General features: G+C 71.7%; 19 protein-coding genes. 9 read left to right on the top strand and 10 right to left on the bottom strand.

The genetic code is table 11. From position 1 onward, the window contains the following. Window positions 1-26: 26 nt before the first annotated feature. Window positions 27-569, top strand: coding sequence for an RNA polymerase sigma factor (locus AS850_RS12135; protein ID WP_119869363.1), 543 nt, complete (start codon window positions 27-29; stop codon window positions 567-569). Then, a complete protein-coding gene (locus AS850_RS12130) occupies window positions 566-1,390 on the top strand; it encodes an anti-sigma factor (RefSeq protein ID WP_119869362.1) in 825 nt (274 codons plus the stop codon). Before AS850_RS12135 ends, AS850_RS12130 begins: the two co-directional genes overlap by 4 nt. Here the strand turns inward: AS850_RS12130 and AS850_RS12125 are convergent. Beyond that, complete coding sequence (locus tag AS850_RS12125) at window positions 1,387-1,584, bottom strand: hypothetical protein (RefSeq protein WP_119869361.1); 198 nt, start codon at window positions 1,582-1,584, stop codon at window positions 1,387-1,389. The genes AS850_RS12130 and AS850_RS12125 overlap by 4 nt on opposite strands. A gap of 42 nt (window positions 1,585-1,626) precedes the next feature. Next, complete coding sequence (locus AS850_RS12120; RefSeq protein WP_119870287.1) at window positions 1,627-3,000, bottom strand: NAD(P)/FAD-dependent oxidoreductase; 1,374 nt, start codon at window positions 2,998-3,000, stop codon at window positions 1,627-1,629. Window positions 3,001-3,032: 32 nt separating this feature from the next. Here AS850_RS12120 and AS850_RS12115 point away from each other — a divergent pair, with 32 nt between their 5' ends. After that, the gene (locus AS850_RS12115) at window positions 3,033-3,962 is read left to right on the top strand and encodes an aldo/keto reductase (protein WP_119869360.1); all 930 of its coding nucleotides are present in this window, start codon (window positions 3,033-3,035) and stop codon (window positions 3,960-3,962) included. A gap of 209 nt (window positions 3,963-4,171) precedes the next feature. Here AS850_RS12115 and AS850_RS12110 read toward each other — a convergent pair whose 3' ends face one another. Next, a complete protein-coding gene (locus AS850_RS12110; protein ID WP_236940704.1) occupies window positions 4,172-5,194 on the bottom strand; it encodes a LacI family DNA-binding transcriptional regulator in 1,023 nt (340 codons plus the stop codon). 228 nt (window positions 5,195-5,422) lie between these two features. On the opposite strand from AS850_RS12110, the gene rhaI reads away from it, so the two are divergent. Genes rhaI through AS850_RS12095 form a run of 3 tightly spaced genes read left to right on the top strand, consistent with a single transcriptional unit; the run spans window position 5,423 to window position 10,122 of the window. Then, the gene (gene rhaI, locus AS850_RS12105; protein WP_119869358.1) at window positions 5,423-6,589 is read left to right on the top strand and encodes an L-rhamnose isomerase; all 1,167 of its coding nucleotides are present in this window, start codon (window positions 5,423-5,425) and stop codon (window positions 6,587-6,589) included. A gap of 3 nt (window positions 6,590-6,592) precedes the next feature. Then, window positions 6,593-8,641 carry a bifunctional aldolase/short-chain dehydrogenase gene (locus AS850_RS12100; RefSeq protein ID WP_119869357.1) on the top strand — a complete coding sequence of 683 codons (2,049 nt, stop codon included), beginning with the start codon at window positions 6,593-6,595 and terminating at the stop codon, window positions 8,639-8,641. Beyond that, entirely contained in the window at window positions 8,638-10,122 is a 1,485-nt protein-coding gene (locus tag AS850_RS12095; RefSeq protein WP_119869356.1) for a rhamnulokinase, read from the top strand. The genes AS850_RS12100 and AS850_RS12095 overlap by 4 nt, the downstream gene beginning before the upstream one ends. Here AS850_RS12095 and AS850_RS12090 read toward each other — a convergent pair. Together AS850_RS12090 and AS850_RS12085 are read right to left on the bottom strand one after the other, a co-directional pair. Next, window positions 10,119-11,363 carry an alpha-hydroxy acid oxidase gene (locus AS850_RS12090; RefSeq protein ID WP_119869355.1) on the bottom strand — a complete coding sequence of 415 codons (1,245 nt, stop codon included), beginning with the start codon at window positions 11,361-11,363 and terminating at the stop codon, window positions 10,119-10,121. The genes AS850_RS12095 and AS850_RS12090 overlap by 4 nt on opposite strands. Next, entirely contained in the window at window positions 11,360-12,067 is a 708-nt protein-coding gene (locus AS850_RS12085; RefSeq protein ID WP_119869354.1) for a GntR family transcriptional regulator, read from the bottom strand. Before AS850_RS12085 ends, AS850_RS12090 begins: the two co-directional genes overlap by 4 nt. Window positions 12,068-12,215: 148 nt before the next feature. On the opposite strand from AS850_RS12085, the gene AS850_RS12080 reads away from it, so the two are divergent. Beyond that, complete coding sequence (locus tag AS850_RS12080) at window positions 12,216-13,172, top strand: hypothetical protein (protein ID WP_123955503.1); 957 nt, start codon at window positions 12,216-12,218, stop codon at window positions 13,170-13,172. A gap of 36 nt (window positions 13,173-13,208) precedes the next feature. Here the strand turns inward: AS850_RS12080 and AS850_RS12075 are convergent, their stop codons facing one another. Together AS850_RS12075 and AS850_RS12070 are read right to left on the bottom strand one after the other, a co-directional pair. Then, window positions 13,209-15,716, bottom strand: coding sequence for a glycoside hydrolase family 65 protein (locus AS850_RS12075; protein ID WP_119869352.1), 2,508 nt, complete (start codon window positions 15,714-15,716; stop codon window positions 13,209-13,211). Beyond that, a complete protein-coding gene (locus AS850_RS12070; protein WP_119869351.1) occupies window positions 15,713-16,495 on the bottom strand; it encodes an HAD family hydrolase in 783 nt (260 codons plus the stop codon). Before AS850_RS12070 ends, AS850_RS12075 begins: the two co-directional genes overlap by 4 nt. A gap of 229 nt (window positions 16,496-16,724) precedes the next feature. On the opposite strand from AS850_RS12070, the gene AS850_RS12065 reads away from it, so the two are divergent. Then, window positions 16,725-17,279, top strand: coding sequence for a hypothetical protein (locus AS850_RS12065; RefSeq protein ID WP_119869350.1), 555 nt, complete (start codon window positions 16,725-16,727; stop codon window positions 17,277-17,279). Between the two features lie 12 nt (window positions 17,280-17,291). Here the strand turns inward: AS850_RS12065 and AS850_RS12060 are convergent, their stop codons facing one another. Together AS850_RS12060 and AS850_RS12055 are read right to left on the bottom strand one after the other, a co-directional pair. Further along, window positions 17,292-18,071: a hypothetical protein gene (locus tag AS850_RS12060; protein ID WP_123955502.1), complete on the bottom strand. Its 780-nt coding sequence runs from the start codon at window positions 18,069-18,071 to the stop codon at window positions 17,292-17,294. Window positions 18,072-18,145: 74 nt separating this feature from the next. Further along, a complete protein-coding gene (locus AS850_RS12055) occupies window positions 18,146-19,012 on the bottom strand; it encodes an aldo/keto reductase (RefSeq protein ID WP_119869348.1) in 867 nt (288 codons plus the stop codon). A gap of 141 nt (window positions 19,013-19,153) precedes the next feature. On the opposite strand from AS850_RS12055, the gene AS850_RS12050 reads away from it, so the two are divergent. Beyond that, window positions 19,154-20,026 (top strand): VOC family protein, encoded by an 873-nt coding sequence (locus AS850_RS12050; RefSeq protein ID WP_119869347.1) that lies wholly within the window; start codon window positions 19,154-19,156, stop codon window positions 20,024-20,026. 63 nt (window positions 20,027-20,089) lie between these two features. Here the strand turns inward: AS850_RS12050 and AS850_RS12045 are convergent, their stop codons facing one another. After that, complete coding sequence (locus AS850_RS12045) at window positions 20,090-21,850, bottom strand: GH25 family lysozyme (RefSeq protein ID WP_119869346.1); 1,761 nt, start codon at window positions 21,848-21,850, stop codon at window positions 20,090-20,092. Window positions 21,851-21,945 lie beyond the last annotated feature (95 nt).

Below are 21,945 nucleotides of genomic sequence, written 5' to 3'. Positions count from 1 at the left end.
CGGCCGTGGAAAGGCCCCACGACGACGTGACCACGACCTCCCCGGACGACAATCGCCTGTTCGACGCCTTCGGCGACGGCGACGAGCGCGCTCTGGAAGAGGCGTACACGCGGTGGTCGCCCCTCGTCTACACCCTCGCTCTCCGCGCCCTCGCCGACGTGGGCGAGGCGGAGGACGTCACGCAGAAGGTCTTCGTCCGGGCCTGGCGCGGACGGGCGACGTTCGACGCCGACCGAGGTCCGCTGTCGGCCTGGCTCGTCGGGATCACCAGGAACTGCATCGCCGACGTCCACGCCGAGCGGGCGAGGAGACTCCGCCTCGAGGAGGCCGTCGCGCAGGAGCCGCCCCCCGCCCCCGACGTCGGGCTCGACGTCGCCGAGCGCCTCATGGTGGCCTCGGAGCTCGACCGCCTCGACGAGGTGCCCCGCCGGGTCATGCACCTGGCCTTCTATGACGACCTCACCCACACCCAGATCGCGGATACTCTCGGTTTGCCCCTCGGCACCGTGAAAAGTCACATCCGTCGAAGTCTGGCTCGGCTCCGAACACGACTGGAGGTGACCGAATGACACACATCGACGAGGAGACCCTCGCGATCGTCGCGCTCGACGACGCGGCGGCTCTGCCCGCCCAGCGCGAGCACCTGTCCTCCTGCCCCACGTGCTCCGCCGATCTGGACGAGCTGCGCCGCACGGTCGCGCTCGGACGGTCGTCCCGCGGAGTCGATCTCGACCGTCCCGGCCCCGAGGTCTGGGGCAGGATCCGCGACGAGCTCGGCTTCGAGCCCGTCGCGACGACGCCCGTCGCCGCCGAGACTGCTGGGGTCGCCGAGCTGCCCGCCGCGCCCGAGCGCGCCGCCGCGCCCGAGCTGCCCGCCGCGCCCGAGCGCGCCGCCGCGCTGCGTCCACGGCGCCGGTCGCTCCGCCTGGCGCTCTGGCTGCCGATCACGGCGGCGGCGGCCGTGCTCGGCGTTCTGGGCGGGATCGCCGGATCGGGGCTCCTGCGCGACGCCGTCGGCACACCCGGGCAGAAGGTCGTCTCCGAGGCCCGCCTCGAGGCCCTCCCCGGATGGCCGGGCGCGAAGGGCACCGCGACCCTCGAGAGGGCCCGTGACGGCGCTCTGACCCTCGTCGTCGACATGCGACCCGGCACCGGGACCGCCCCCGCGGGCGAGCCGCTCCGGGAGGTCTGGCTGATGCGCTCCGACCTGTCGGGGCTCGTGAGCGTGGGCCTGATGGACGGCACGCACGGGACCTTCACGGTCCCCGTCGGCGTCGACGTGCGGCGCTTCCCGCTCGTGGACGTCTCGGCCGAGCCGGACGACGGCGATCCGACGCACTCGGGCGCGTCGATCATGCGCGGGACGCTGTCGAGCCCCGTGCCGAGCTAGGACCCGGTGAAACCGCCGGTCGCGGCGAAGATCCCGAGACCGATCAGGCCGACGAGCACGCCGCCGAGCGCCGCGTAGCGGAACCGCACGGTGAGGTCCTCCGACTTGCGGCGCCCCTGGACGACCAGCAGGCCGACCATGCCCGTCACGAGCGCGACGAGCCCGACGACGACGAGGAGGACGGCCCAGAGCATGTCGAGAACGCTACACGGCGCGCCTTGGCGTCGCGCTCCGCATCAGTGGCCCGACACGCGATCGGCGAGGAGGGCGAGGGGCGAGGTCCGGGCGGAGACGCCCCGATCCTCCTGCCGATCGGCCAGCCGGTAGGCCGCGTAGAGGCCACGGACGCCGGCGAAGCGGAGCGGCTCGACCTCCCAGGGCCTCACGCGGTGACCGACCCAGGGCAGGCGCGTCAGCTCGGTGTCGCGGCCGAGGACGAGGTCGGCGAGCGTCCGGCCCGCCAGGTTCGTCGACGTGACGCCGGTCCCGACGTAGCCACCCGCCCAGCCGAGGCCGGTCCGGGCATCGAGGGTCACGGTCGCCCGCCAGTCGCGGGGGACGCCGAGCACGCCCGACCAGGCGTGGTCGATGCGGGCCGCGCTCGCGGCGGGGAACATCTCGGCGAGAATCCTGCGGAGCGCGTCGACGGTCGCCGGAGCCGTCGCCCCGTCGACGTCGACCCGCGACCCGAAGCGGTAGGGCACGCCGCGGCCGCCGAGCGCGATGCGGTCGTCCGCGGTGCGCTGCGCGTACATGTAGACGTGAGCCAGGTCGCCGACGACGTCGCGGCCCTGCCAGCCGAGCTCCGCCCAGGCACTCGCGGGGAGCGGCTCGGTCACGATCATCGACGAGTTGAGCGGGACCCAGTCGCGGTGGTGCCCCCGGAGGTCGGCCGTGAAGCCCTCGGTGGCGCGCAGGATGTGGCGGGCCGTGACCGTCCCCCTGTCCGTCACCGCCGCTCCGGGCCGGATCTCGCGCACCGTCGTGCCCTCGACGATGCGGACGCCGCGGCGCTCGACGGCCTCGGCCAGACCGCGGACGAGCTTGGCCGGCTGGATGCGAGCGGCGTGCGGGTGGTGGAGGCCGCCCAGGGTGCCGGCGATGCGGATCCTGCTCGCCGACTCGTCGGCCGAGAGGAGCGTCGCACCCGCCTCCGGCCAGGCGGCCTCCGCCGCGGCGAAGGCGCGGAGCCGGGCGAGCTGCGCCGGGGTCCGCGCCACGGTGAGCTCACCGCCCTTGACGATGTCGGCGTCGATCCCCTCGGCGGCGGCGACCCGGATCACCTCGTCGACCGTCTCGTTGGCCGCGAGCTGGAAGCGCCCGACGGCCTCGCGGCCGTGCTCGCGGAGGTAGTGCTCCCGCCCGCCCGTGATGCTGTTGGTGAGCCAGCCGCCGTTGCGGCCCGACGCCCCGTAGCCGGCGAAGCGGCTCTCGAGCAGCAGGATCCGCAGGGCCGGGTCGAGCGCACTCAGGTAGTAGGCGGTCCACAGGCCGGTGAACCCGGCTCCGACGATCGCCACATCGCAGGTCTCGTCGCCGTCGAGCGGAGGGCGCTGGGCGGGCAGCCCGCCACCCCGGAACCAGAACGACACCGCACCGTTGACCGTCACACCGCTCACGCTACAGGGAGCAGACTTGGGGGATGAAGACGATGACGTTGCCGAATTCCACCCACGACTCCTCGAACATCATCCTGGGCCTGATGCGCATCGCGCCGCTGACGGACGACCAGATCCGCGCCCTCTGGGGGAGCGCCCGCGACCTCGGGATCAACTTCTTCGACCACGCCGACGTCTACGGCGACACGCCGCACGAGTGCGAGCGCCGCTTCGGCGACGCCGTGACCCTGACGTCGTCCGAGCGCGACGACGTCGTTCTGCAGTCGAAGGTCGGGATCCGCGACGGCTACTGGGACTTCTCGACCGAGCACATCCTGGAGTCGGTCGACGAGTCGCTGAAGGCGCTGAAGACCGACCACCTCGACATCCTGCTGCTCCACCGCCCCGACATCCTGGTCGAGCCCGACGAGGTCGCCGCGGCGTTCGACGCCCTCGAATCGGCCGGCAAGGTGAAGAACTTCGGCGTCTCCAACCAGATGCCGCTCCAGGTCGAGCTGCTGAAGCGCTCCGTGCGACAGCCGCTCATCGTGAACCAGGTGCAGCTCAGCATCACGCACGCGCCGATCCTCGCGCAGGGCGTCGCCGCGAACATGGCCGGTCTCGACCAGTCGATCGACCGCGACAACCAGCTCGTCGAGTACGCCCGGATCAACGACATCGTGCTGCAGGCGTGGTCGCCGTTCCAGAAGGGCTTCTTCGACGGCGTGTTCCTCGGCGACCGCGAGAACTACGGCGCCCTCAACACGGCGCTCGACGAGCTCGCGGCGAAGTACGACGTCGAGCCGGCGGCCATCGCCGTCGCGTGGATCACGCGCCACCCCGCGAACATGCAGGTCGTGCTCGGCACCACGAACGTCGACCACCTCCGGGCGTCGGCGGCGGGCTCCGACGTGCCCCTGACCCGCCCGGAGTGGTACCGCCTCTTCACCGCCGCGGGTCACCAGCTCCCGTAGCCCGGCCCGGCCCGGCCCGGCCTCTCGCCCCGCGAGACTCCACAACACGCCACTCACTTTCGGGAAACGTGGCCAATCGTGGAGTCTCGCGGGCGCTGTTGCGCCACGCCCGGGCGAGACTCCACGACACGCCACTCACTTTCGGGAAACGTGGCCGAACGTGGAGTCTCGGGCTGCCGCGTGCGGCCGCGGACAGCCCCCGACGGGCGTCAGCGCCCGGCGTCGGACACGGTCGACCCCCGCACGACCAGCTCCGGCTGGTACACCACCCGCTGCGGCTCGCCCGCCCACCCCTCGACCGATTCGGCCAGCAGGAGCTCCAGCCCCGTCCGACCGATCAGCTCGGCCGGCTGCCGCACCGACGACAGCGGCACGACCGTCGCCTGCGCGAAGGCGATGTCGTCGTAGCCGATCAGGGCGATCTCGCCCGGCACCTCGACGCCGCCGAGGATCCCGAGGCCCTGCAGCACGCCCACCGCCACGAGGTCGTTGGCGCAGAAGATCGCGTCGGGCCGGTCGGACCGGGGGCGGGCCGCGATCGCCTCTCCGGCGCTTCGGCCCTCGAGCACGGTGAGGGCGGCGGTGGGCAGGATCTCGAGGGTCGCCCCGGTCACGCGGCCCACCGCATCCTGCGCGCCGTCGAGCCGGTCGGCGACCTGGGCGGTCGTGCTCGGGCCGCCGACGAAGGCCAGCCGGCGGCGGCCGATGTCGAGGAGGTGCGTCGCGGCGATCCGGCCGCCCGCGACGTCGTCGACCGACACGGACGAGAACGCCGACCCGTCGACGGCGCGGTCGACGAGGACGGCCGCGATCCCGCGGCTGCGGAGCCGCTCCAGTCGGCCGACCCGGTCGCCGATCGGGGAGAGGAGGACGCCGCTGACGCGCTGCTGCTCGAACAGGTCGATGTAGGCGGCCTCGCGGTCGAGGTCGTCGCCGCTGTTCCCGAGGAGGACGCTCAGGCCCTCCTCGGCGGCGCGATCCTCGGCGCCGCGCGCCAGATCGGAGAAGAACGGGTTGCCGGCGTCGAGGACGATGAGGCCGAAGCTGTGGCTCCGGCCGGCACGGAGCTGGCGCGCGGCGTCGTTGCGGATGAAGCCGAGCGAGTCGATGGCGTCCTGCACGCGACGGACCGTACCCTCGGACACCTTGTCGGGGCGGTTGAGGACGTTGGAGACGGTCCCGACCGAGACGCCCGCGAGGGCCGCCACGTCGCGCACGCTGATGGTGGACACGGCCGGCTCCTCTCCGGGGCACGGGTCGTCCGACCCGGACCACCCACGCCGATCATGCCAGAGTCGCCGACGGCGCCGGGGTCGCTTGCGCGCCCCGCCCGCAGCCCCTACTGTGATCTCACGTCGCATTGAAACGATTCACGCGCGCTGTTCATCAGCACCGCTCACGGAACAGTTCCACGACGACCGACACACGAGCCGATCACAGAGTTGTGAGGAGAACCAGGCATGACCACCTTCGCCGACATCGCCCCCGTGCTGGAGCGACAGGCCATCGAGCTGCCCAGCTGGGCCTTCGGCAACTCCGGGACCCGCTTCAAGGTCTTCGGCACGGCGGGCACGCCCCGCACCGCGGAGGAGAAGATCGCCGACGCCGCCACCGTGAACGACTACACCGGGCTCGCGCCGTCGGTCGCGCTCCACATCCCGTGGGACCTGGTCGACGACTTCTCGGAGCTCCGCTCCCACGCGGAGGGCCTCGGCGTCAGCCTCGGGACGATCAACAGCAACACCTTCCAGGACGACCGGTACAAGTTCGGCAGCCTGGCGCATTCCGACCGGAGCGTCCGGCAGGAGGCGATCGACCACCACTTCCGCTGCATCGACGTCATGGACGCCACGGGCTCCCGCGACCTCAAGATCTGGCTGGCCGACGGCTCGAACTACCCGGGGCAGGATTCGCTCCGCTCGAGGCAGGACCACCTCGCGGAGTCCCTCGCCGCGATCTACGACCGCCTCGGCGACGACCAGCGACTCGTTCTCGAGTACAAGTTCTTCGAGCCGGCGTTCTATCACACCGACGTCCCCGACTGGGGGACGAGCTTTGCCCAGGTCTCGGCCCTCGGCCCCAAGGCGTACACCTGCCTCGACACCGGTCACCACGCTCCGGGCACCAACATCGAGTTCATCGTCATGCAGCTCCTGCGCCTCGGCAAACTCGGCTCGTTCGACTTCAACTCGCGCTTCTACGCCGACGACGACCTCATCGTGGGGGCGGCGGACCCGTTCCAGCTCTTCCGCATCCTGTTCGAGGTCGTCAACGGCGGCGGCCTCGATCCCGACTCGCCGGTCGCCTTCATGCTCGACCAGTGCCACAACGTCGAGGACAAGATCCCCGGTCAGATCCGCTCGGTCCTCAACGTGCAGGAGATGACGGCCCGCGCGCTCCTCGTCGACCGGGTCGCGCTGACGGCCGCGCAGGAGCAGCACGACGTCCTCGGCGCCAACGGCATCCTGATGGACGCCTTCTACACCGACGTCCGGCCGGCGCTCGCGGAGTGGCGTGCCGCCCGCGGCCTCCCCGCGGACCCCATGGCCGCCTATCTCGCCTCGGGCCACCAGCGGAAGCTGGCCGAGGAGCGCGTCGGTGGCAAGCAGCTGAGCTGGAGCGCCTGAGCGATGACGGACACCACCACGACCACCGCCAGCGCCGACCTGATCGCCCGCTCCAATCGCCTCGGCGCGGATCCGCGCACCACGAACTACGCCGGCGGCAACACGTCCGCCAAGGGCCCGGGGATCGACCCGGTGACCGGCGAGGAGGTCGAGCTGCTCTGGGTCAAGGGCTCCGGCGGCGACCTCGGCACGCTGACCGAGAAGGGGCTGGCCGTCCTGCGGCTCGACCGCCTCCGCGCGCTCCGCGACGTCTACCCCGGCGTCGAGCGCGAGGACGAGATGGTCGCGGCTTTCGACTACGTCCTCCACGGCGCCGGAGGCGCGGCCCCGTCGATCGACACGGCCATGCACGGCCTCGTCGACGCGCGCCACGTCGACCACCTGCACCCCGACTCCGGCATCGCCCTCGCGACGAGCGCCGACGGGGAGGCGCTGACGTCGACGATCTTCGGCGACCGCGTCGTCTGGGTGCCGTGGCGGCGCCCCGGCTGGCAGCTCGGCGAGGACATCGCCGCGATCCGGGCCGCGAACCCGCAGGCGATCGGGACGATCCTCGGCGGGCACGGCATCACCGCCTGGGGCGACACCTCCGACGAGGCGGAGGCCAACTCCCTCTCCATCATCGCCGCGGCCGCCGCCTACATCGAGAAGCACGGTCGACCGGAGCCGTTCGGCCCGGCCCTCGACGGCTTCGCCGCGCTCCCGCAGGAGTCACGGCGCGAGCGGGCGGCGGCCCTCGCCCCCGCGATGCGCGGCCTCGTCTCCACGGACAGGGCTCAGGTCGGGCACTTCTCCGACGCCCCCGAGGTCCTCGAGTTCCTGTCGAGCGCCGAGCACCCGCGTCTCGCGGCCCTGGGGACGAGCTGCCCCGACCACTTCCTGCGGACGAAGGTGAAGCCGCTCCTGCTCGACCTGCCGCCGACGGCCACCGTCGAGGAGTCGATCGCTCGGCTCCGGGAGCTCCACGGCGAGTACCGCGCCGACTACCAGGCCTACTACGACCGGCACGCGACGCCCGAGTCGCCCGCGATCCGCGGCGGCGACCCCGCGATCGTGCTCGTCCCGGGCGTGGGGATGTTCTCCTACGGGGCGGACAAGCAGACCGCGCGCGTGGCGGGGGAGTTCTACCTCAACGCCATCAACGTCATGCGCGGTGCGGAGGCGATCTCCTCGTACGCACCGATCGACGAGAGCGAGAAGTTCCGCATCGAGTACTGGGCTCTGGAGGAGGCGAAGCTCGCCCGGCGTCCTGCGCCGAAGCCGCTCGCCACGCGCATCGCCCTCGTCACGGGCGCCGCCTCGGGCATCGGCAAGGCCATCGCGACCCGGCTCGCGGCGGAGGGCGCCTGCGTCGTCATCGCCGACCTCGACCTCGAGAAGGCGCGGGCCGCCGCTGCGGAGCTCGGCTCCTCGGACGTCGCGATCGGCGTGAGAGCGAACGTGACGAGCGAGGACGACATCGCCGCGGCGATCCAGGAGGCCCTCCTCGCCTTCGGCGGCCTCGACCTCGTCGTCAACAACGCCGGGCTGAGCCTGTCGAAGTCGCTCCTCGAGACGACGGTCGCCGACTGGGACCTCCAGCACGACGTGATGGCGAAGGGGTCGTTCCTCGTGAGCCGCGCCGCCGCGCGCGTCCTCATCGATCAGGACCTCGGCGGCGACATCGTCTACATCTCGTCGAAGAACTCGGTGTTCGCCGGGCCCAACAACATCGCCTACTCGGCGACGAAGGCCGACCAGGCGCACCAGGTGCGGCTGCTCGCGGCCGAGCTCGGGGAGTACGGCGTGCGCGTCAACGGGATCAACCCCGACGGCGTCGTCCGCGGCTCCGGCATCTTCGCCGGCGGCTGGGGCGCCAAGCGCGCGGCCGTCTACGGGGTGCCGGAGGAGGAGCTCGGCGCCTACTACGCGCAGCGCACGCTGCTGAAGCGCGAGGTGCTGCCCGAGAACGTCGCCAACGCCGTCTTCGTCCTCACCGCCGGCGACCTGTCGCACACGACCGGGCTCCACATCCCGGTCGACGCGGGGGTCGCAGCGGCCTTCCTGCGGTGACCGCGCGCTCTCCCGGGTCGTCGGGATCCGTCGCGGCCGTCGACCTCGGAGCCACGAGCGGCCGGGTCGTCGTCGGGCACGTCGGCCGGGACGAGCTCCGGCTGCAGCACGTGGCCCGGTTCCCGAACCGCCCGGTGGCGGTGCCGGAGGAGGACGGGCGCCTCGGGCTGCACTGGGACCTCCTCGGGCTGTGGACCGCGATCGGCGACGGGCTCGGCGAGGCCGTGCGGGCGGCTCCTGCGCTCGCCTCGATCGGGATCGACTCGTGGGCGGTGGACTACGGGCTCCTGCGGTCGGGGCGGCTCGTCGGGATGCCGTACCACTACCGCGACGAGCGGACGGCCCTCGGCGTGCGGGCCGCGCAGGAGTCGCTGTCGGCGAAGGAAGCGTACCGCCGGACGGGGCTCGCGCACCTGCCGTTCAACACGCTCTTCCAGCTCGTCGCCGACCGGGAGGCGGGCACCCTCGGGCTGGCCGACCGCGCCCTCCTCGTGCCGGATCTCCTCGGCCGCTGGCTGACCGGCGTCGACGCGACCGAGCGCACGAACGCCTCGACCACGGGGCTGCTGTCGGCCGTAACGCGGGACTGGGACCCGGTGCTGTTCGAGCGACTCGGCCTGCCCACGAGCCTCTTCGCGCCGCTCGTCGACCCCGGGACGACGATCGGCGGACTCCTGCCGGAGCTCGGACGCAGGATCGGCGTCGCCCGGGCCGTCCCCGTCACGACCGTCGGGTCGCACGACACGGCCTCGGCGGTCGTCGGCGTCCCGCTGGTCGACGAGGGCTCCGCTTACATCTCGAGCGGCACCTGGTCGCTGGTCGGCGTCGAACTCGACGCCCCGATCGTGACGGAGGACGCCCGGGCGGCGAACTTCACCAACGAGGGCGGGGTCGACGGGCGCGTGCGGTTCCTCAAGAACATCTCCGGGCTGTGGCTCCTGAGCGAGTCGATGCGCTTCTGGGACGACGCCGCGACGAACGACTCCGCGCGCAGCAGCGACCTCGCCTCGCTCCTGGCCGCCGCCGCCGAGGTCGCCGGGCCCGTGGCGGTCTTCGACGCGGCCGACGACCGGTTCACGCCCCCGGGCGACATCCCCGGCAGGATCCGGGAGTGGTGCGTCGAGCACTCGGTCCGGCCCCCCGAGACGCGCGCCGAGGTCGTGCGCAGCATCCTGGAGTCGCTGGCCGCCGCGTACGCCTCGACGCTCGACACCGCCGAGCGGCTGTCGGGACGGCGGATCACGACGGTCCACGTCGTCGGCGGCGGCTCGCTCAACGAGCTGCTCTGCCGCCTCACGGCCGACCGCTCCGGCCGCACGGTCCTCGCCGGCCCCGTCGAGGCGACGGCCATCGGGAACGTGCTCGTGCAGGCGCGGGCCGCCGGCCTCGTGCGGGGGAGCCTGGAGTCGCTCCGCGCGCTCGTCCGGGCGGCTCACCCGCCCGTCGTGTACGAGCCGCGGGCGACGCCCGCCCGGCGCTAGCTGCGCGAGCGAGCGCGCGGCGCCATGCGCTCGAGCTGCGTCACGTGCGCGGGCGTCAGCTCCTCGAGGGAGTGCGCCCCGAGCAGCTTCATCGTGCGGACGATCTGGTCGGAGAGGATCGCGATCATCCGGTCGACCCCCTCGCGTCCGCCGGCCATGAGGCCGTAGAGGTACGCGCGCCCGACCAGGGTGAAGCTCGCGCCGAGCGCGATCGACGCGACGATGTCGGCGCCGTTCATGATGCCCGTGTCGACGACGACGTCGAGGTCGGAGCCGACCTCGCGCACGACCTCCGGCAGCAGGTGGAACGGGATGGGCGCGCGGTCGAGCTGGCGGCCGCCGTGGTTGGACAGGACGATGCCGTCGACCCCGAAGTCGGCGAACTTCCGGGCGTCGTCGACGTTCTGCACGCCCTTGATGACGAGCTTGCCCGGCCACATGTCGCGGATCACCCGCAGGTCGTCGAAGCTGATGGTCGGGTCCATGGCCGAGTCGAGGAGGTCGCCCACCGTCCCGCCGGTCGAGGCCAGCGAGGCGAACTCGAGCTTGGGCGTCGTGAGGAAGTCGATCCACCACCACGGTCGCGGGATCGCGTTGAGCACGGTGCCCGGAGTGAGCTGCGGCGGGATCGAGAACCCGTTGCGCTTGTCGCGGAGCCGGGCTCCGGCCACGGGGGTGTCGACCGTGAAGAGGAGCGTGTCGAAGCCGGCCTTAGCAGCCCGCTCCACGAGGCCGTAGGAGACCTCGCGGTCGCGCATGACGTAGAGCTGGAACCAGTTGCGGCCGCCGGAGTTGGCCCGGGCGACGTCCTCGATGGAGGTCGTGCCGAGGGTGGAGAGCGAGAAGGGGATGCCGGCCGCGCGGGCGGCTCCTGCCCCCGCGATCTCGCCCTCGGTCTGCATCAGGCGAGTGAAGCCCGTCGGGGCGATGCCGAACGGCAGCGCCGACGTGCCGCCGAACACGGTCGCGGTCGTGTCGACGTTCGCCACGTCGCGGAGCACCTGCGGGTGGAACTCGACGTCCTGGAAGGCCTGGCGGGCCCTCGTGATCGAGATCTCGCCCTCGGCCGAGCCGTCGGTGTAGTCGAAGGCGGCCTTCGGGGTGCGTCGCTTCGCGATCGAACGGAGGTCGTCGATCGTGAGCGCCGCGTCGAGACGCCGCTTCTTTCCGTCGAGCTGCGGCTTCTTGAACTGCATGTACTCGAGGAGCTCGGCCGGCTTGGGGAACTGACGCTGCGTCATCGCTGTGTCTCCTGGTGGGGTCGGGGGGTGGAAGTCGTGGGGCGGGCCGCGTCGACGTGCTCGAGGAGCCGGTCGCGCGAGGTGACGATGTGCTCGCGGACGAGGCGCGCGGCGAGGTCGGCGTCGGCGGCGACGACGGCGTCGAGCACATGGGCGTGCTGCCGGGCGATGTCGGCGGGGCGCCAGAGGGCGTTCGCGTCGACCTGACCGATGCACAGCTCGATCTCGCCGAGGAGGCTCTCGTGCATCCGCGTCAGGCGCGGGCTCGACTGGCTGGCGACGAGGGCGCGGTGGAAGGCGATGTCGTCGGCGGCGAAGGGTGCGGAGTCGGGCGCGGTGGCGAGAGAGCGGTTGTGACGCACCGCGTCGGGCGGGACGGAGCCCCGCTCGGCCAGCGCCCGGAGGGCGGCGGCCTCGACGAGGGCGCGATTGTCGTAGAGGTCGACGATGTCGGCGCGGCTCAGGATCGGCACCCGCGCACCGCGGTTCGCTTCGCGCCGCAGGAGCCCCGCCCCGACGAGCTGGTCGATGGCGAGCCGCGCGGTCGAGCGCGACACCCCGAAGCGGCTCGCCACGGCGGCCTCGGTGACGGCCTCGCCCGGGCCGATGCGGACCGACACGACGTCGGCGCGCAGCACCTGGGCGACCTCGGCGGGGGCGCGCGAGATCTCGGCACCGCTGCTGGTCGCGAGAGGAAGTGACATTGACCGGCAATCTAGCAGATTGTCCGACAATTCGAGAGACTTTCTGCCGGGTCGACGCGCGGCGCCGCGACCCGACGGTCACCCGAGAGGGGGCGAGCGCCGGTTGCGCCGGAGCCCCTAGGATCGGCTCGACGACGAAGGGGGAGCCGTGAGGATCGAACGTGTGGCGGGGGCGGCGATCGCCGTCGGGGTGCTCGCGGTGACGGGCATCCTGCTCTTCGGGCCGAGGCAGGCGGAGGTGGAGGCGGCGCATCCGGTGCCGGTCCTCGAGCCCATCACGCCGTCGGGGTTCCCCTACTCGCAGCTGGCGGTCCTGCGGCAGCAGCGGATGTCGGACGACGTGCTGCCCGCCGGGTTCCTCTCGGTCGACACGCGCCTCGTGCCCGAGTCGGCCCGCCGCCTGGGCACGATCGGCGGGGACGGCCTCTGGATCGCCGTCGACGCGACGAACGAGGTCTGCATCCTCTCCATCGGGCCCGGCAAGACAGGTTCGGCATCGCTGTGCTCCGGCGTCACGAGCGCGGCCCCCGGGAGCGCGATCGGCGACGGTGCGCTCGGCGAGGCCGGATTCGCGATCGTGGCCGATGGTACCCCCGCAGTCGGTGCGGTGCCGGCCGGCTACCGGCAGATCGCCCCCAACGTCTGGCTCCAGCCGCACACGTCGGCGAAAGCCGCGCCGGTAGCGCGCAGCACGTTCTCCGACCCGGCCGCCTTCCCCAGGGCGAAACCGTACTCCGACTTCGCGATCCTCCGGCGCGACCGCACTGCGCAGGATGCGCCGCCGAAGTCACTCGATGAGGACGCATCCACCGGCACGCAGATCGTCACCTCGACCGTGCGCTACGCCGGTGCCTACCGCGCGGCGAAGATCTGGGTCGGCGTGGACACGAGGGGGCACGCGTGCCTCGTGGTCGCGAATGACGGCGGACTCGCCACGAGCTGCGCGGTCGACGAGAACCCGCAGGAGGACTCGGCCGCCGCGGCGGTGGGCGTCCAGGACATGTTCGCGGCGCTGGTGGCGGATGGAGTGCCCGACAGCGTCGGGCTCCAGGGCTCCCAGGGTCGCAAGCTCACCACCGGGGTGTTCGCGGGGCCCGAGGGCTGACCCCCCGCGCCGCGCCTCCGACGACGAGGCCCCGCGCTACGCCTGCACGTCGACGTCGATCTCGGTGCGATCGAGCGAGATCATCGGGATCGACGCCGTCACGACGGAGCCGTCGGCCCGCAGCATCCCTCGCAGGTCGCTCGTCGTGGGCGGCGGGGTCTCGATCCGCGGACCCTGATCCGAGAGCGGCACGACCACGGGGGCGCTCCGGGCGACCTCGTACTTCTCGTGGCCGACGTGGACGGTCACGCCCTCGCCCTCCTCGATGGTGAACGTGATCGACTCCTGCTCGACCGTGACCCGGACGCGCGACCCCTTGATCGTCATGCGGAAGACGAGCTTCTCCCAGTCCTCCGGGAGGCGCGGGTTGAACGTGATGCGGCCGTCGTGGTCGCGCATGCCGCCGAAGCCCGAGACGAGCGAGCTCCAGATGCCGCCGGTCGACGCCACGTGCACGCCGTCGGCGGTGTTGTGGTGGAGGTCGGCGAGGTCGACGAAGAGCGACGACAGGAAGTAGCTCCGCGCCAGGCGGTGGTGGCCCACCTCGGCCGCGATGATCGACTGGACCACCGCGGAGAGCGTGGAGTCGCCGGTCGTCAGAGCGTCGTAGTACTCGAAGTTGCGGCGCTTCTCGGCGGGCGTGAACTCGGCGCCCTGGAGGAACAGCGCCAGCACGACGTCGGCCTGCTTCAGCACCTGGAAGCGGTAGATCACCAGCGGGTGGTAGTGCAGCAGGAGCGGGCGCTTCGACTCCGGCGTCGAGTCGAGGTCCCACAGCTCCTTGTCGAGGAACTGGGCGTCCTGCGGGTGGATCCCGCGGTGCGCGTCGAAGGGGATCTCCATCGCGTCGGCGGCGGCGGTCCAGCCGCGGAGCTCGTGCTCCTCGAGGCCGAGGCGCGTCACCATCCGGGCGTAGGCCGTGGGGTTCTTCACCATGAGCTCTTCGCACATCCGGACGGCCGACCAGAGGTTCGCGCGCGCCATGACGTTCGTGTAGAGGTTGTCGTCGACGACGGTCGTGTATTCGTCGGGGCCGGTGACGCCGTCGATGTGGAACTTCTGGTCGCCGTTCGAGCGCCAGAATCCGAGGTCGGCCCAGAGGCGCGCGGTCTCGACGAGGATGTCGATCGCGCCGCGGGCGAGGAAGTCCTCGTCGCCGGTGGCCGCGACGTACTGCATCAGGGCGTGGGTGATGTCGGCGTCGATGTGGTACTGCGCCGTGCCGGCGGCGTAGTAGGCCGACGACTCCAGGCCGTTGATGGTGCGCCACGGGAAGAGCGCGCCGCGCTGGTTCAGCTCGGTCGCGCGCTCGCGGGCGGCGTCGAGCATGCCCTGGCGGAAGCGCAGGGCGTTCCGGGCGACGTTGGGCGCCGTGTACGAGAGGAACGGGAGCACGTAGATCTCGGTGTCCCAGAAGTAGTGCCCGCCATAGCCCGAGCCGGTGACGCCCTTGGCCGCGACGCCCTGGCCGTCGGTGCGGGCCGTCGCCTGCGCGAGCTGGAAGATGTTCCAGCGGATGGCCTGCTGCAGGATCGGGTGCCCCGGCAGCTCGACGTCGCTGCGCTCCCAGAAGTCGTCGAGCCAGTCGCGCTGGGTGTCGAAGATCTCCTCCGGCGCCATCTCGAGGGCGCGGTCGAGCGTGCGGTCGCAGCGGTCCGCGAGCTCGCGCGGGGGGACGCCGCGGGACGTGTGGTACGTGATCGTCTTGACCACCCGGATCCGGCGCCCCGCCTTCGCCTGAATGCGGTAGACGTGCTTGGCGAGATCGTCCTCGATCTGCGAGGACTGCTGCCACTCGTTGTCGGTCTCGAGGTCGTGCTCGGCGCCCACGGCGATCGTCATGCCGGAGTTGGTGGTCTGGTAGCCGAGGACGTAGCGCGTCCCGTGGGCCCGCTTGAGGGCCGGCTGGAGCACCCGGTCGGCGAACGACTCCGCCTTGCGCGGGTCGAAGGTCGCCGCGGCGCGCATGCCCGCGTGGTACTCGTCGCCGAGGTCCTGGCGGTTCAGGATCTGGCTGGAGATGAGCACGGACGCGTCGGCGTCGAGCATGGTCACCTCGTACTCCACGACGGCGAGGTGCCGGTCGGTGAACGAGACCAGGCGGCGGCTGCGGATGAGCACGCGCTTGCCGGAGGGCGTGCGCCACTCCAGCTCGCGGACGAGGACGCCGTCGCGGAAGTCGACGCGGCGCGAGTAGCGGAGGATGTCGGCCTCGGCCACCACGAACGGCTCGTCGTCGATGTAGAGGCGGATGACCTTCGCGTCGGGCACGTTGACGATCGTCTGGCCGACGCGGGCGAAGCCGAAGGCCTCCTCGGCGTGACGGATCGGCCAGGTCTCGTGGAAGCCGTTGATGAACGTGCCGTACGCGGCACCGCCGCGGCCCTCGTCGAGGTTGCCGCGCATCCCGAGGTAGCCGTTCCCGACCGCGAAGATCGTCTCCGCCATGCCCTGGTCGTCGGGGGCGAACTCGGTCTCGACGAGCGCCCACTCGTCGACGGGGAAGCGGTTCCGGTCGAGGGGGTCCGAGGTGATGACGGTCATGAGTCGAGCTCCGGGGTGGGGGAAGACGGGGTGGTGGGGAGGGAGCCGACGAGGTCGCCGAGATCGTCGACGACGAAGTCCGCCCCGAAGTCGAGAAGGGCCTGGGGGCCGACGCCGCGGTCGACGCCGACGACGAGGCCGAACGCCCCCCGTCGACCGGCCTCGACGCCGGACTGGGCGTCCTCGACGACGACGCACTCCGCGGGGGTCAGCCCGAGGCGGCGCGCGCCCTCGATGTAGGTGTCCGGCGCGGGCTTGCCGGTCAGGTGCTCGGCGGCGGCGACCACGCCGTCGACGATCACCTCGAAGCGGTCGCGGAGCCCGGCCGCCTCCAGGACGGGAACGGCGTTGCGCGAGCTCGACACGACGGCCACCAGGATGCCCGCCTCGACGGCCCGCTCGAGGAACGCGACCGAACCGGGGTAGGCGGTGACGCCGTTCTCCCGGAGCTCCGCCGCGAAGACGCTGTTCTTCCGGTTGCCGAGGCCGCAGACGGTCTCGAGGTCGGGGGAGTCGTCGGGCGTGCCCTCGGGGATCGTGATCCCCCGCGAGGCGAGGAGGTCGCGGACCCCGTCGTAGCGCGGCTTGCCGTCGACGTACCGGAAGTAGTCGGCCTCCGAGTAGGGCTCCGCGTCGCGCGAGGTCAGGTAGTCGGTGAAGAGGCGCGACCAGGCCCGCATGTGCACCTCGGCGGTCGGAGTCAGGACTCCGTCGAGGTCGAACAGCAGGGCACGGAGCGACGAGAGACGCGTGGCGTCTCGAAGAGCGTCAGGGGACACGGAGCCTGGGGATCCCTTCGGAGGTGGAGAGAAGGAGGAGGACGGAACGGCTGTGGTCCGGGTCGTCGCCCCGCCCTGCGGGGAGTCGTCCGCGGACAGTTTGGCACGGTGCGAGCGTCACGCCTAGCGCGTCCGACGGACAATCCGGCGGGTCGTCAGTACGCTCGCGACAGGGGGAGAGGTGCTCACACACGGTGGCGCGGACCGCCCCCGCCGAAGGAGGATCACCATGACGTATTCCGAGCCCTACCCCCAGAGCCCCGGCCAGAACCCGCCCGGCTACACCGGTGGCGGGCCGACCACGCCGCCCCGCTTCGTGAACAACGCGTTCTACCTGTTCCTGCTTGTCGCGTTGACGCACCTCGTGGGGATCTTCGTCACGATCGCGTCCATTCCGGCGGCGACCGAGCAGGCGAAGCGCGCGGCCGAGTCCCAGGGCGGCTCCGCCCTCAGCGCGTCGCAGATCGACACGGTCGTCCAAGCCGGAGTCATCCTCGCCGTCGTCATCGGCGTCGTGTCGCTGATCGCGTTCGTGATCTTCGACCTGTTCATGCGACGAGGTGCCAATTGGGCGCGCATCGTCCTGCTGGTCCTGACGGTCCTGTCGCTCTTCGGCATCGCGGGAAGCTACGGCGTCGGTGCCGTCGGCGTCATCGCGGGAGTCGTCGCGACGATCCTCATGTTCCTCCGCCCCTCCTCCGAGTACTTCCGCGCGGTCCGCGATCGCAAGCGCGGCGCCCTCGGTGGCGGCTACCCGCAGACGCCCCCGCCGGCGCAGCAGTAGATCCCTCCGGCGCTAGACCGACTCGGCGGGCTCGAGCCCGCCGAGTCGCTCCAGGACGGCGGTCAGGAGCGTGCCCACGGCGTCCGGCAGGACGTGGTGGTTGAGGTAGATGCCCTCCAGCCACGACACGACCTCGTTGGCGGGCAGCCCCACCGCGGTCCAGTCGATGCCCGGGAGGGCGCTGGTGACGGGGAGTTCGGTGACCGGGTCGAGGCGCGCCTCGGCGATGGGGAGGTCGGGTTCGCCGTCTCCTGCGGTCCAGAGCAGGGCGATGGGGTGGTTGTCGCCGTCGATGTGCGCGTGGTCGACGTGGCCGCTGCCGAGCCAGGGCAGCGTGAGCAGCTCGCCCTCGATGTCGACGGTGAGGAGGTCGAGCTTCGTGGGCTCCTCGACCTCGCAGATGTAGAGGTCGTAGCCCTCGTCGTGCCAGGCGGCGGCGTCCTCCAGGTCTTCGAGGAGGTCGGGCATCCGGAGGTGGAAGTCGGCCAGGAGGGTCGAGGCCCAGGTCACGACGGGGTCCGTCGTCGACGCCGGCCAGGGGCTCCTGTCGGTGTCGCTGCCGTTGCCGCGGTGGAAGTGGTAGTCGATCCCGTCGTCGACGGTCTCGAGGTGGATCTGCCCGCTCGCGAACTCGACGGCCAGGCTCGACTGACCGGTCTCGTCGTCGAAGTCGGCGTAGAGGTCGGGGTGCCCGAGGCTCGCGGGCGGCGGGACGGCCGCGGCGTTCTTCGGGCCGAGGTCCAGCACCGCCTGGAATCGCGTCGTCGGGAGTCGGAGGCTCATGTCTGTCACGGGTGGTTCCAATCGCTCGCCGCTCAGTCTAGAGAAGGCGAGCGACCGGAACCCCCGGTGATCAGAGGCCTCGACTACGCGATGGCCGAGAGGTCGGCGAACTCCGCGTCGGTCAGCTCGATCTCGGCACCGTGCATGTTGTCCTCGAGGTGCGCGACGGTCGACGTGCCCGGGATCGGCAGCATGACGGGCGAGCGCTTGAGGAGCCACGCGAGGGCGAGCTGAGCCGGAGTCGCGTCGTGCTTCTTCGAGAGCTCCGTCAGCGGGCTGCCCTCCTTGGCGAGCGAGCCGGTGGCGAGCGGGAACCACGGGATGAACGCGATGCCCTGCTCGGTCGACCAGTCGAGGAGCTTCTCGGCGGAGCGGTCGGTGAGGTTGAAGAGATTCTGCACGGAGACGATCTCGGCGACCTTCTGGGCCTGCTGGACCTGCTGGATGGTGACCTCGCTCAGACCGATGTGGCGGATCTTGCCCTCGTCCTGGAGCTTCTTGAGCTCGCCGACCTGGTCCTCCAGCGGCACCTGCGGGTCGACGCGGTGCAGCTGGTAGAGGTCGATGGTCTCGAGGCCGAGCCAGCGGAGGCTCATCTCGGCCTCCTGGCGGAGGTACTCGGGGCGTCCGACCGGCGGCCACTCGTTCGGGCCGGTGCGGGTGAGACCGCCCTTGGTGGCGATGACGAGGTCGTCGGCGTAGGGCTTCAGGGCCTTGGCGATGAGGGGCTCGGCGACGGCCGGGCCGTAGGAGTCGGCCGTGTCGATGAAGTTGACGCCGAGCTCGATGGAGCGGCGGAGGACGCGGATGGCCTCCTGCTCGTCCTTCGGCGGGCCCCAGACCCCGGGGCCGGTGAGCTGCATGCTCCCGTAGCCGAGGCGATTGACGGTCAGGTCGCCGCCGAGGGCGAAGGTGCCGGCCGCCTGGGCCGGGAGGGCTTCTGTAGTCATGTGGGGGTGTCCCTTCTCTCGTCCGCGCGTCTGGCGGACACTTCACCTAACGCCTCCCACCCGGCCGTCGTTCCCGATCGCTCGAATTCCGCCGGGCGCGAAATGGTTGTCGCTACAACTATTGGCTGATACGCTCGCCCCATGACCACCACCCCGGGCGACCTGCTCGCCGCCGACACGCACATGGGAGCCGTGACGCTCCGCGTCGGAGACCTCGACGGCATGACCGCGTACTACCGCGACGCCGTCACTCTGAGCCTCCTGGCGCAGGAACCGGGCCGCAGCATCCTCGGCCGGGGCGCGACCCCGATCGTGATCCTCGAGCACGCCCCCGAGCTGAAGCACGCGGCCCCCCGCGCGGCCGGCCTCTTCCACACGGCCATCCTCTTCGAGACCGAGGCCGACCTCGCCACCGCCGTCTGGTCCGTGGCGCGCCGGGACCCCTCCTCGTTCACCGGGAGCGCCGACCACCTCGTGTCGAAGGCCTTCTACTTCTCCGACCCGGAGGGCAACGGCATCGAGCTCTACTGGGACCGCGATCGCACGGCCTGGAGCTGGGCCCACGGCCAGGTCGAGATGGCGACCCTGGCGCTCGACCCCAACGACTTCCTCCGGCAGAACCTCGACGAGGCCGCCGTCGCCGGGGCCGCTTCGACGAACGCGACGGTCGGTCACGTGCACCTCAGCGTGGGCGACGTCGCCACCGCCCGCAGCTTCTACGTCGACCGGCTCGGCTTCGAGGCGACCGCGAACTTCGGCCCGTCGGCGCTCTTCGTCAGCGCGGGCGGCTACCACCACCACATGGCGATGAACACCTGGAACAGCGCCGGAGCCGGTCGCCGCCGACTCGCGCTCGGGCTCGGCCTCGTCCGCATCGAGGTCCCGACGGCGGACGACCTCGGCGCCCTGTCCGAGCGCCTCGACCACTTCGGTGTCGCGACCCGCCACGACGGCCGGATCCTCGGCTTCGACGACCCCTGGGCGAACCGCCTCGAGGTGGTCGCCGCCTCCTGACGCGAGAAGAGGCCGGGCCGTAGCCGGCCCGGCCTCCTCGTATCTCCTGCGCTGCGCTCGCGCCTAGCGCGTCAGCGACGTGCCGCTGTCCCAGACGCCCGTGGCGCCCTTGTACAGGACCAGCTTGCCGTCGGCCCTCATGATGAGGTGCGTGCCGTTTCCGACCTTCGGGGTGCGGCTGTTCCAGCGGGCCTTGCCGGCGGTGTCGTAGACCACGAGGTTGCCGTCGGTCTGGAGCTTCAGGACCGACCCGGGGAAGCCCGACGTCTTGGTGCTCCAGCGGGCGCGGCCGCCGATGTAGAGGACGAAGTTGCCGTCGCCCTGCATGATCGCCTGCACCTGGCCGGAGACGTCGTGGAGCAGCTGCCCGCCCTTGAGGGTGGAGTTCGGCATCAGCAGGTCGAACCCGGTGACCGGGGCCTTCCAGGTGACTCCCGACGAGTTGGTCAGGGCCAGGTCGCCGTTCGACTGGACGACGAAGGAGCCGGCCGAGCCGGTCCCGGAGGTGCCGGTGTTCCAGATCGGCTTGTTCGCGGCCGAGTAGAGCACGGCGTTGCCGTCGGTCTGCATGCTGAACCAGGCTCCCGGGTTCCGCGACGTCTTCGACTGCCACAGGATGCGTCCGTTGCCGCGGAGCACCATGTTCCCGTCCGTCTGGAGCGTCAGGGTGTACTGCTTGTTCGACGACGTGACGGTCGCGCCCGACTTGAGCGTGGCTCCTGCGCGGACCATCGCCGCGGGAGTCGCGGGCTGCGTGTTCAGCGGGGTGCCGAGGCCGCCGAGCGTCAGGGCCTGCAGCGTGGCCGCGGTCCCGTTGAAGACGTCGGAGTCGCCCGGGAACGGGCCGGTGCTCGACCACTGCCAGAAGTTGTAGGTGCGCCAGCTCGCCCCGAGGGTGCCCGGCGTCGCATTGGCCGTGTAGCGGGCCACGAAGAGCGGGTTGGCGGAGAACGCGTTGCTGTTGCCGGTGCAGCGGGTCCACCAGTCGGTCGTGGTGTAGATCGCGGGCTGGATGCCGGTCAGGCCCTTGACCGTCGAGGTGAAGTCGCGGATCCAGGAGACCATCGCCGGCTGGCTGAGCCCCCAGCAGGTGCCGTTGTAGCCGTACTCGATGTCGAGGAGCGGCGGGAGCGTGCGGCCGTCCGCCTTCCAGCCGCCGCCGTTCGCGACGAAGAAGCGGGCCTGGGTGGCACCGGACGACGTGTTGGGCGTGGCGAAGTGGTAGGCGCCGTGGCTCATGCCGACGGTGAAGGAGCCCGCGTACTGCGAGGCGAACGTCGAGCTCTTGTAGCCGGTGCCCTCGGTCGACTTGATGTACGCGAAGCGGGCGCCCTGGTTGTAGACGGCCTGCCAGTTCACCGACGGCTGGTAAGCGCTGACGTCGAGCCCCTTGAGGCCCGCGGGGCCGGTGCTCGCCGCCTGGGCCTGGAGGAGCATCCTGCTCTTGGGAGCGGCCGCGGCCGCCGCCGCATCGGGGATCGTCGATCCCATCGAGTGGTTGCCGCTCGCGTTCATGGCGGCGAGCGACGGGTCGGTCGCGACCGACGTCGACCCCGCGGCGCTCGCGGCGGCGGGCGCCTTGGCGGCGGGGGTCGGCGTGCCGGTGGTGGTCGGTGCCGGCGCGGTGGTCGGTGCGGGCGCGGCGGTCGGTGAGGCCGTCGCGGAGTCCGCAGGAGTCGCGGGTGCGGTGGGCGTCGCGGTGGCCGTCGGCGAGGCGCTCGCGGCCTCGGCCGGTGCGGCACCCGACGCGACGCCGACGGTCAGACCGGCGACGAGGGCCAGAGTGGCCCCGGCGCCGATGGACGAACGGATGAGTGAGGTCATGGGTCTCCCTGAGATAGCCCCGACGCACCCCTAGTACGCCCGGCCAGACCTGATGAGGCTAATCACCGGGTGAGTCGATGTACACCCCCCGAACG

It is taken from the genome of Frondihabitans sp. 762G35, from assembly GCF_002074055.1.
Classification (GTDB): domain Bacteria; phylum Actinomycetota; class Actinomycetes; order Actinomycetales; family Microbacteriaceae; genus Frondihabitans.
This window is presented reverse-complemented; position numbering and strand designations above follow the sequence as displayed.

Excerpts from the sequence above, each read along its gene's own strand:
- AS850_RS12130 (WP_119869362.1), top strand. The coding sequence starts at position 566 with ATGACACACATCGACGAGGAGACCCTCGCGATCGTCGCGCTCGACGAC.
- AS850_RS12125 (WP_119869361.1), bottom strand. The coding sequence starts at position 1,584 with ATGCTCTGGGCCGTCCTCCTCGTCGTCGTCGGGCTCGTCGCGCTCGTG.
- AS850_RS12115 (WP_119869360.1), top strand. The coding sequence starts at position 3,033 with ATGAAGACGATGACGTTGCCGAATTCCACCCACGACTCCTCGAACATC.
- rhaI (WP_119869358.1), top strand. The coding sequence starts at position 5,423 with ATGACCACCTTCGCCGACATCGCCCCCGTGCTGGAGCGACAGGCCATC.
- AS850_RS12100 (WP_119869357.1), top strand. The coding sequence starts at position 6,593 with ATGACGGACACCACCACGACCACCGCCAGCGCCGACCTGATCGCCCGC.
- AS850_RS12090 (WP_119869355.1), bottom strand. The coding sequence starts at position 11,363 with ATGACGCAGCGTCAGTTCCCCAAGCCGGCCGAGCTCCTCGAGTACATG.
- AS850_RS12085 (WP_119869354.1), bottom strand. The coding sequence starts at position 12,067 with ATGTCACTTCCTCTCGCGACCAGCAGCGGTGCCGAGATCTCGCGCGCC.
- AS850_RS12075 (WP_119869352.1), bottom strand. The coding sequence starts at position 15,716 with ATGACCGTCATCACCTCGGACCCCCTCGACCGGAACCGCTTCCCCGTC.
- AS850_RS12065 (WP_119869350.1), top strand. The coding sequence starts at position 16,725 with ATGACGTATTCCGAGCCCTACCCCCAGAGCCCCGGCCAGAACCCGCCC.
- AS850_RS12055 (WP_119869348.1), bottom strand. The coding sequence starts at position 19,012 with ATGACTACAGAAGCCCTCCCGGCCCAGGCGGCCGGCACCTTCGCCCTC.
- AS850_RS12050 (WP_119869347.1), top strand. The coding sequence starts at position 19,154 with ATGACCACCACCCCGGGCGACCTGCTCGCCGCCGACACGCACATGGGA.
- AS850_RS12045 (WP_119869346.1), bottom strand. The coding sequence starts at position 21,850 with ATGACCTCACTCATCCGTTCGTCCATCGGCGCCGGGGCCACTCTGGCC.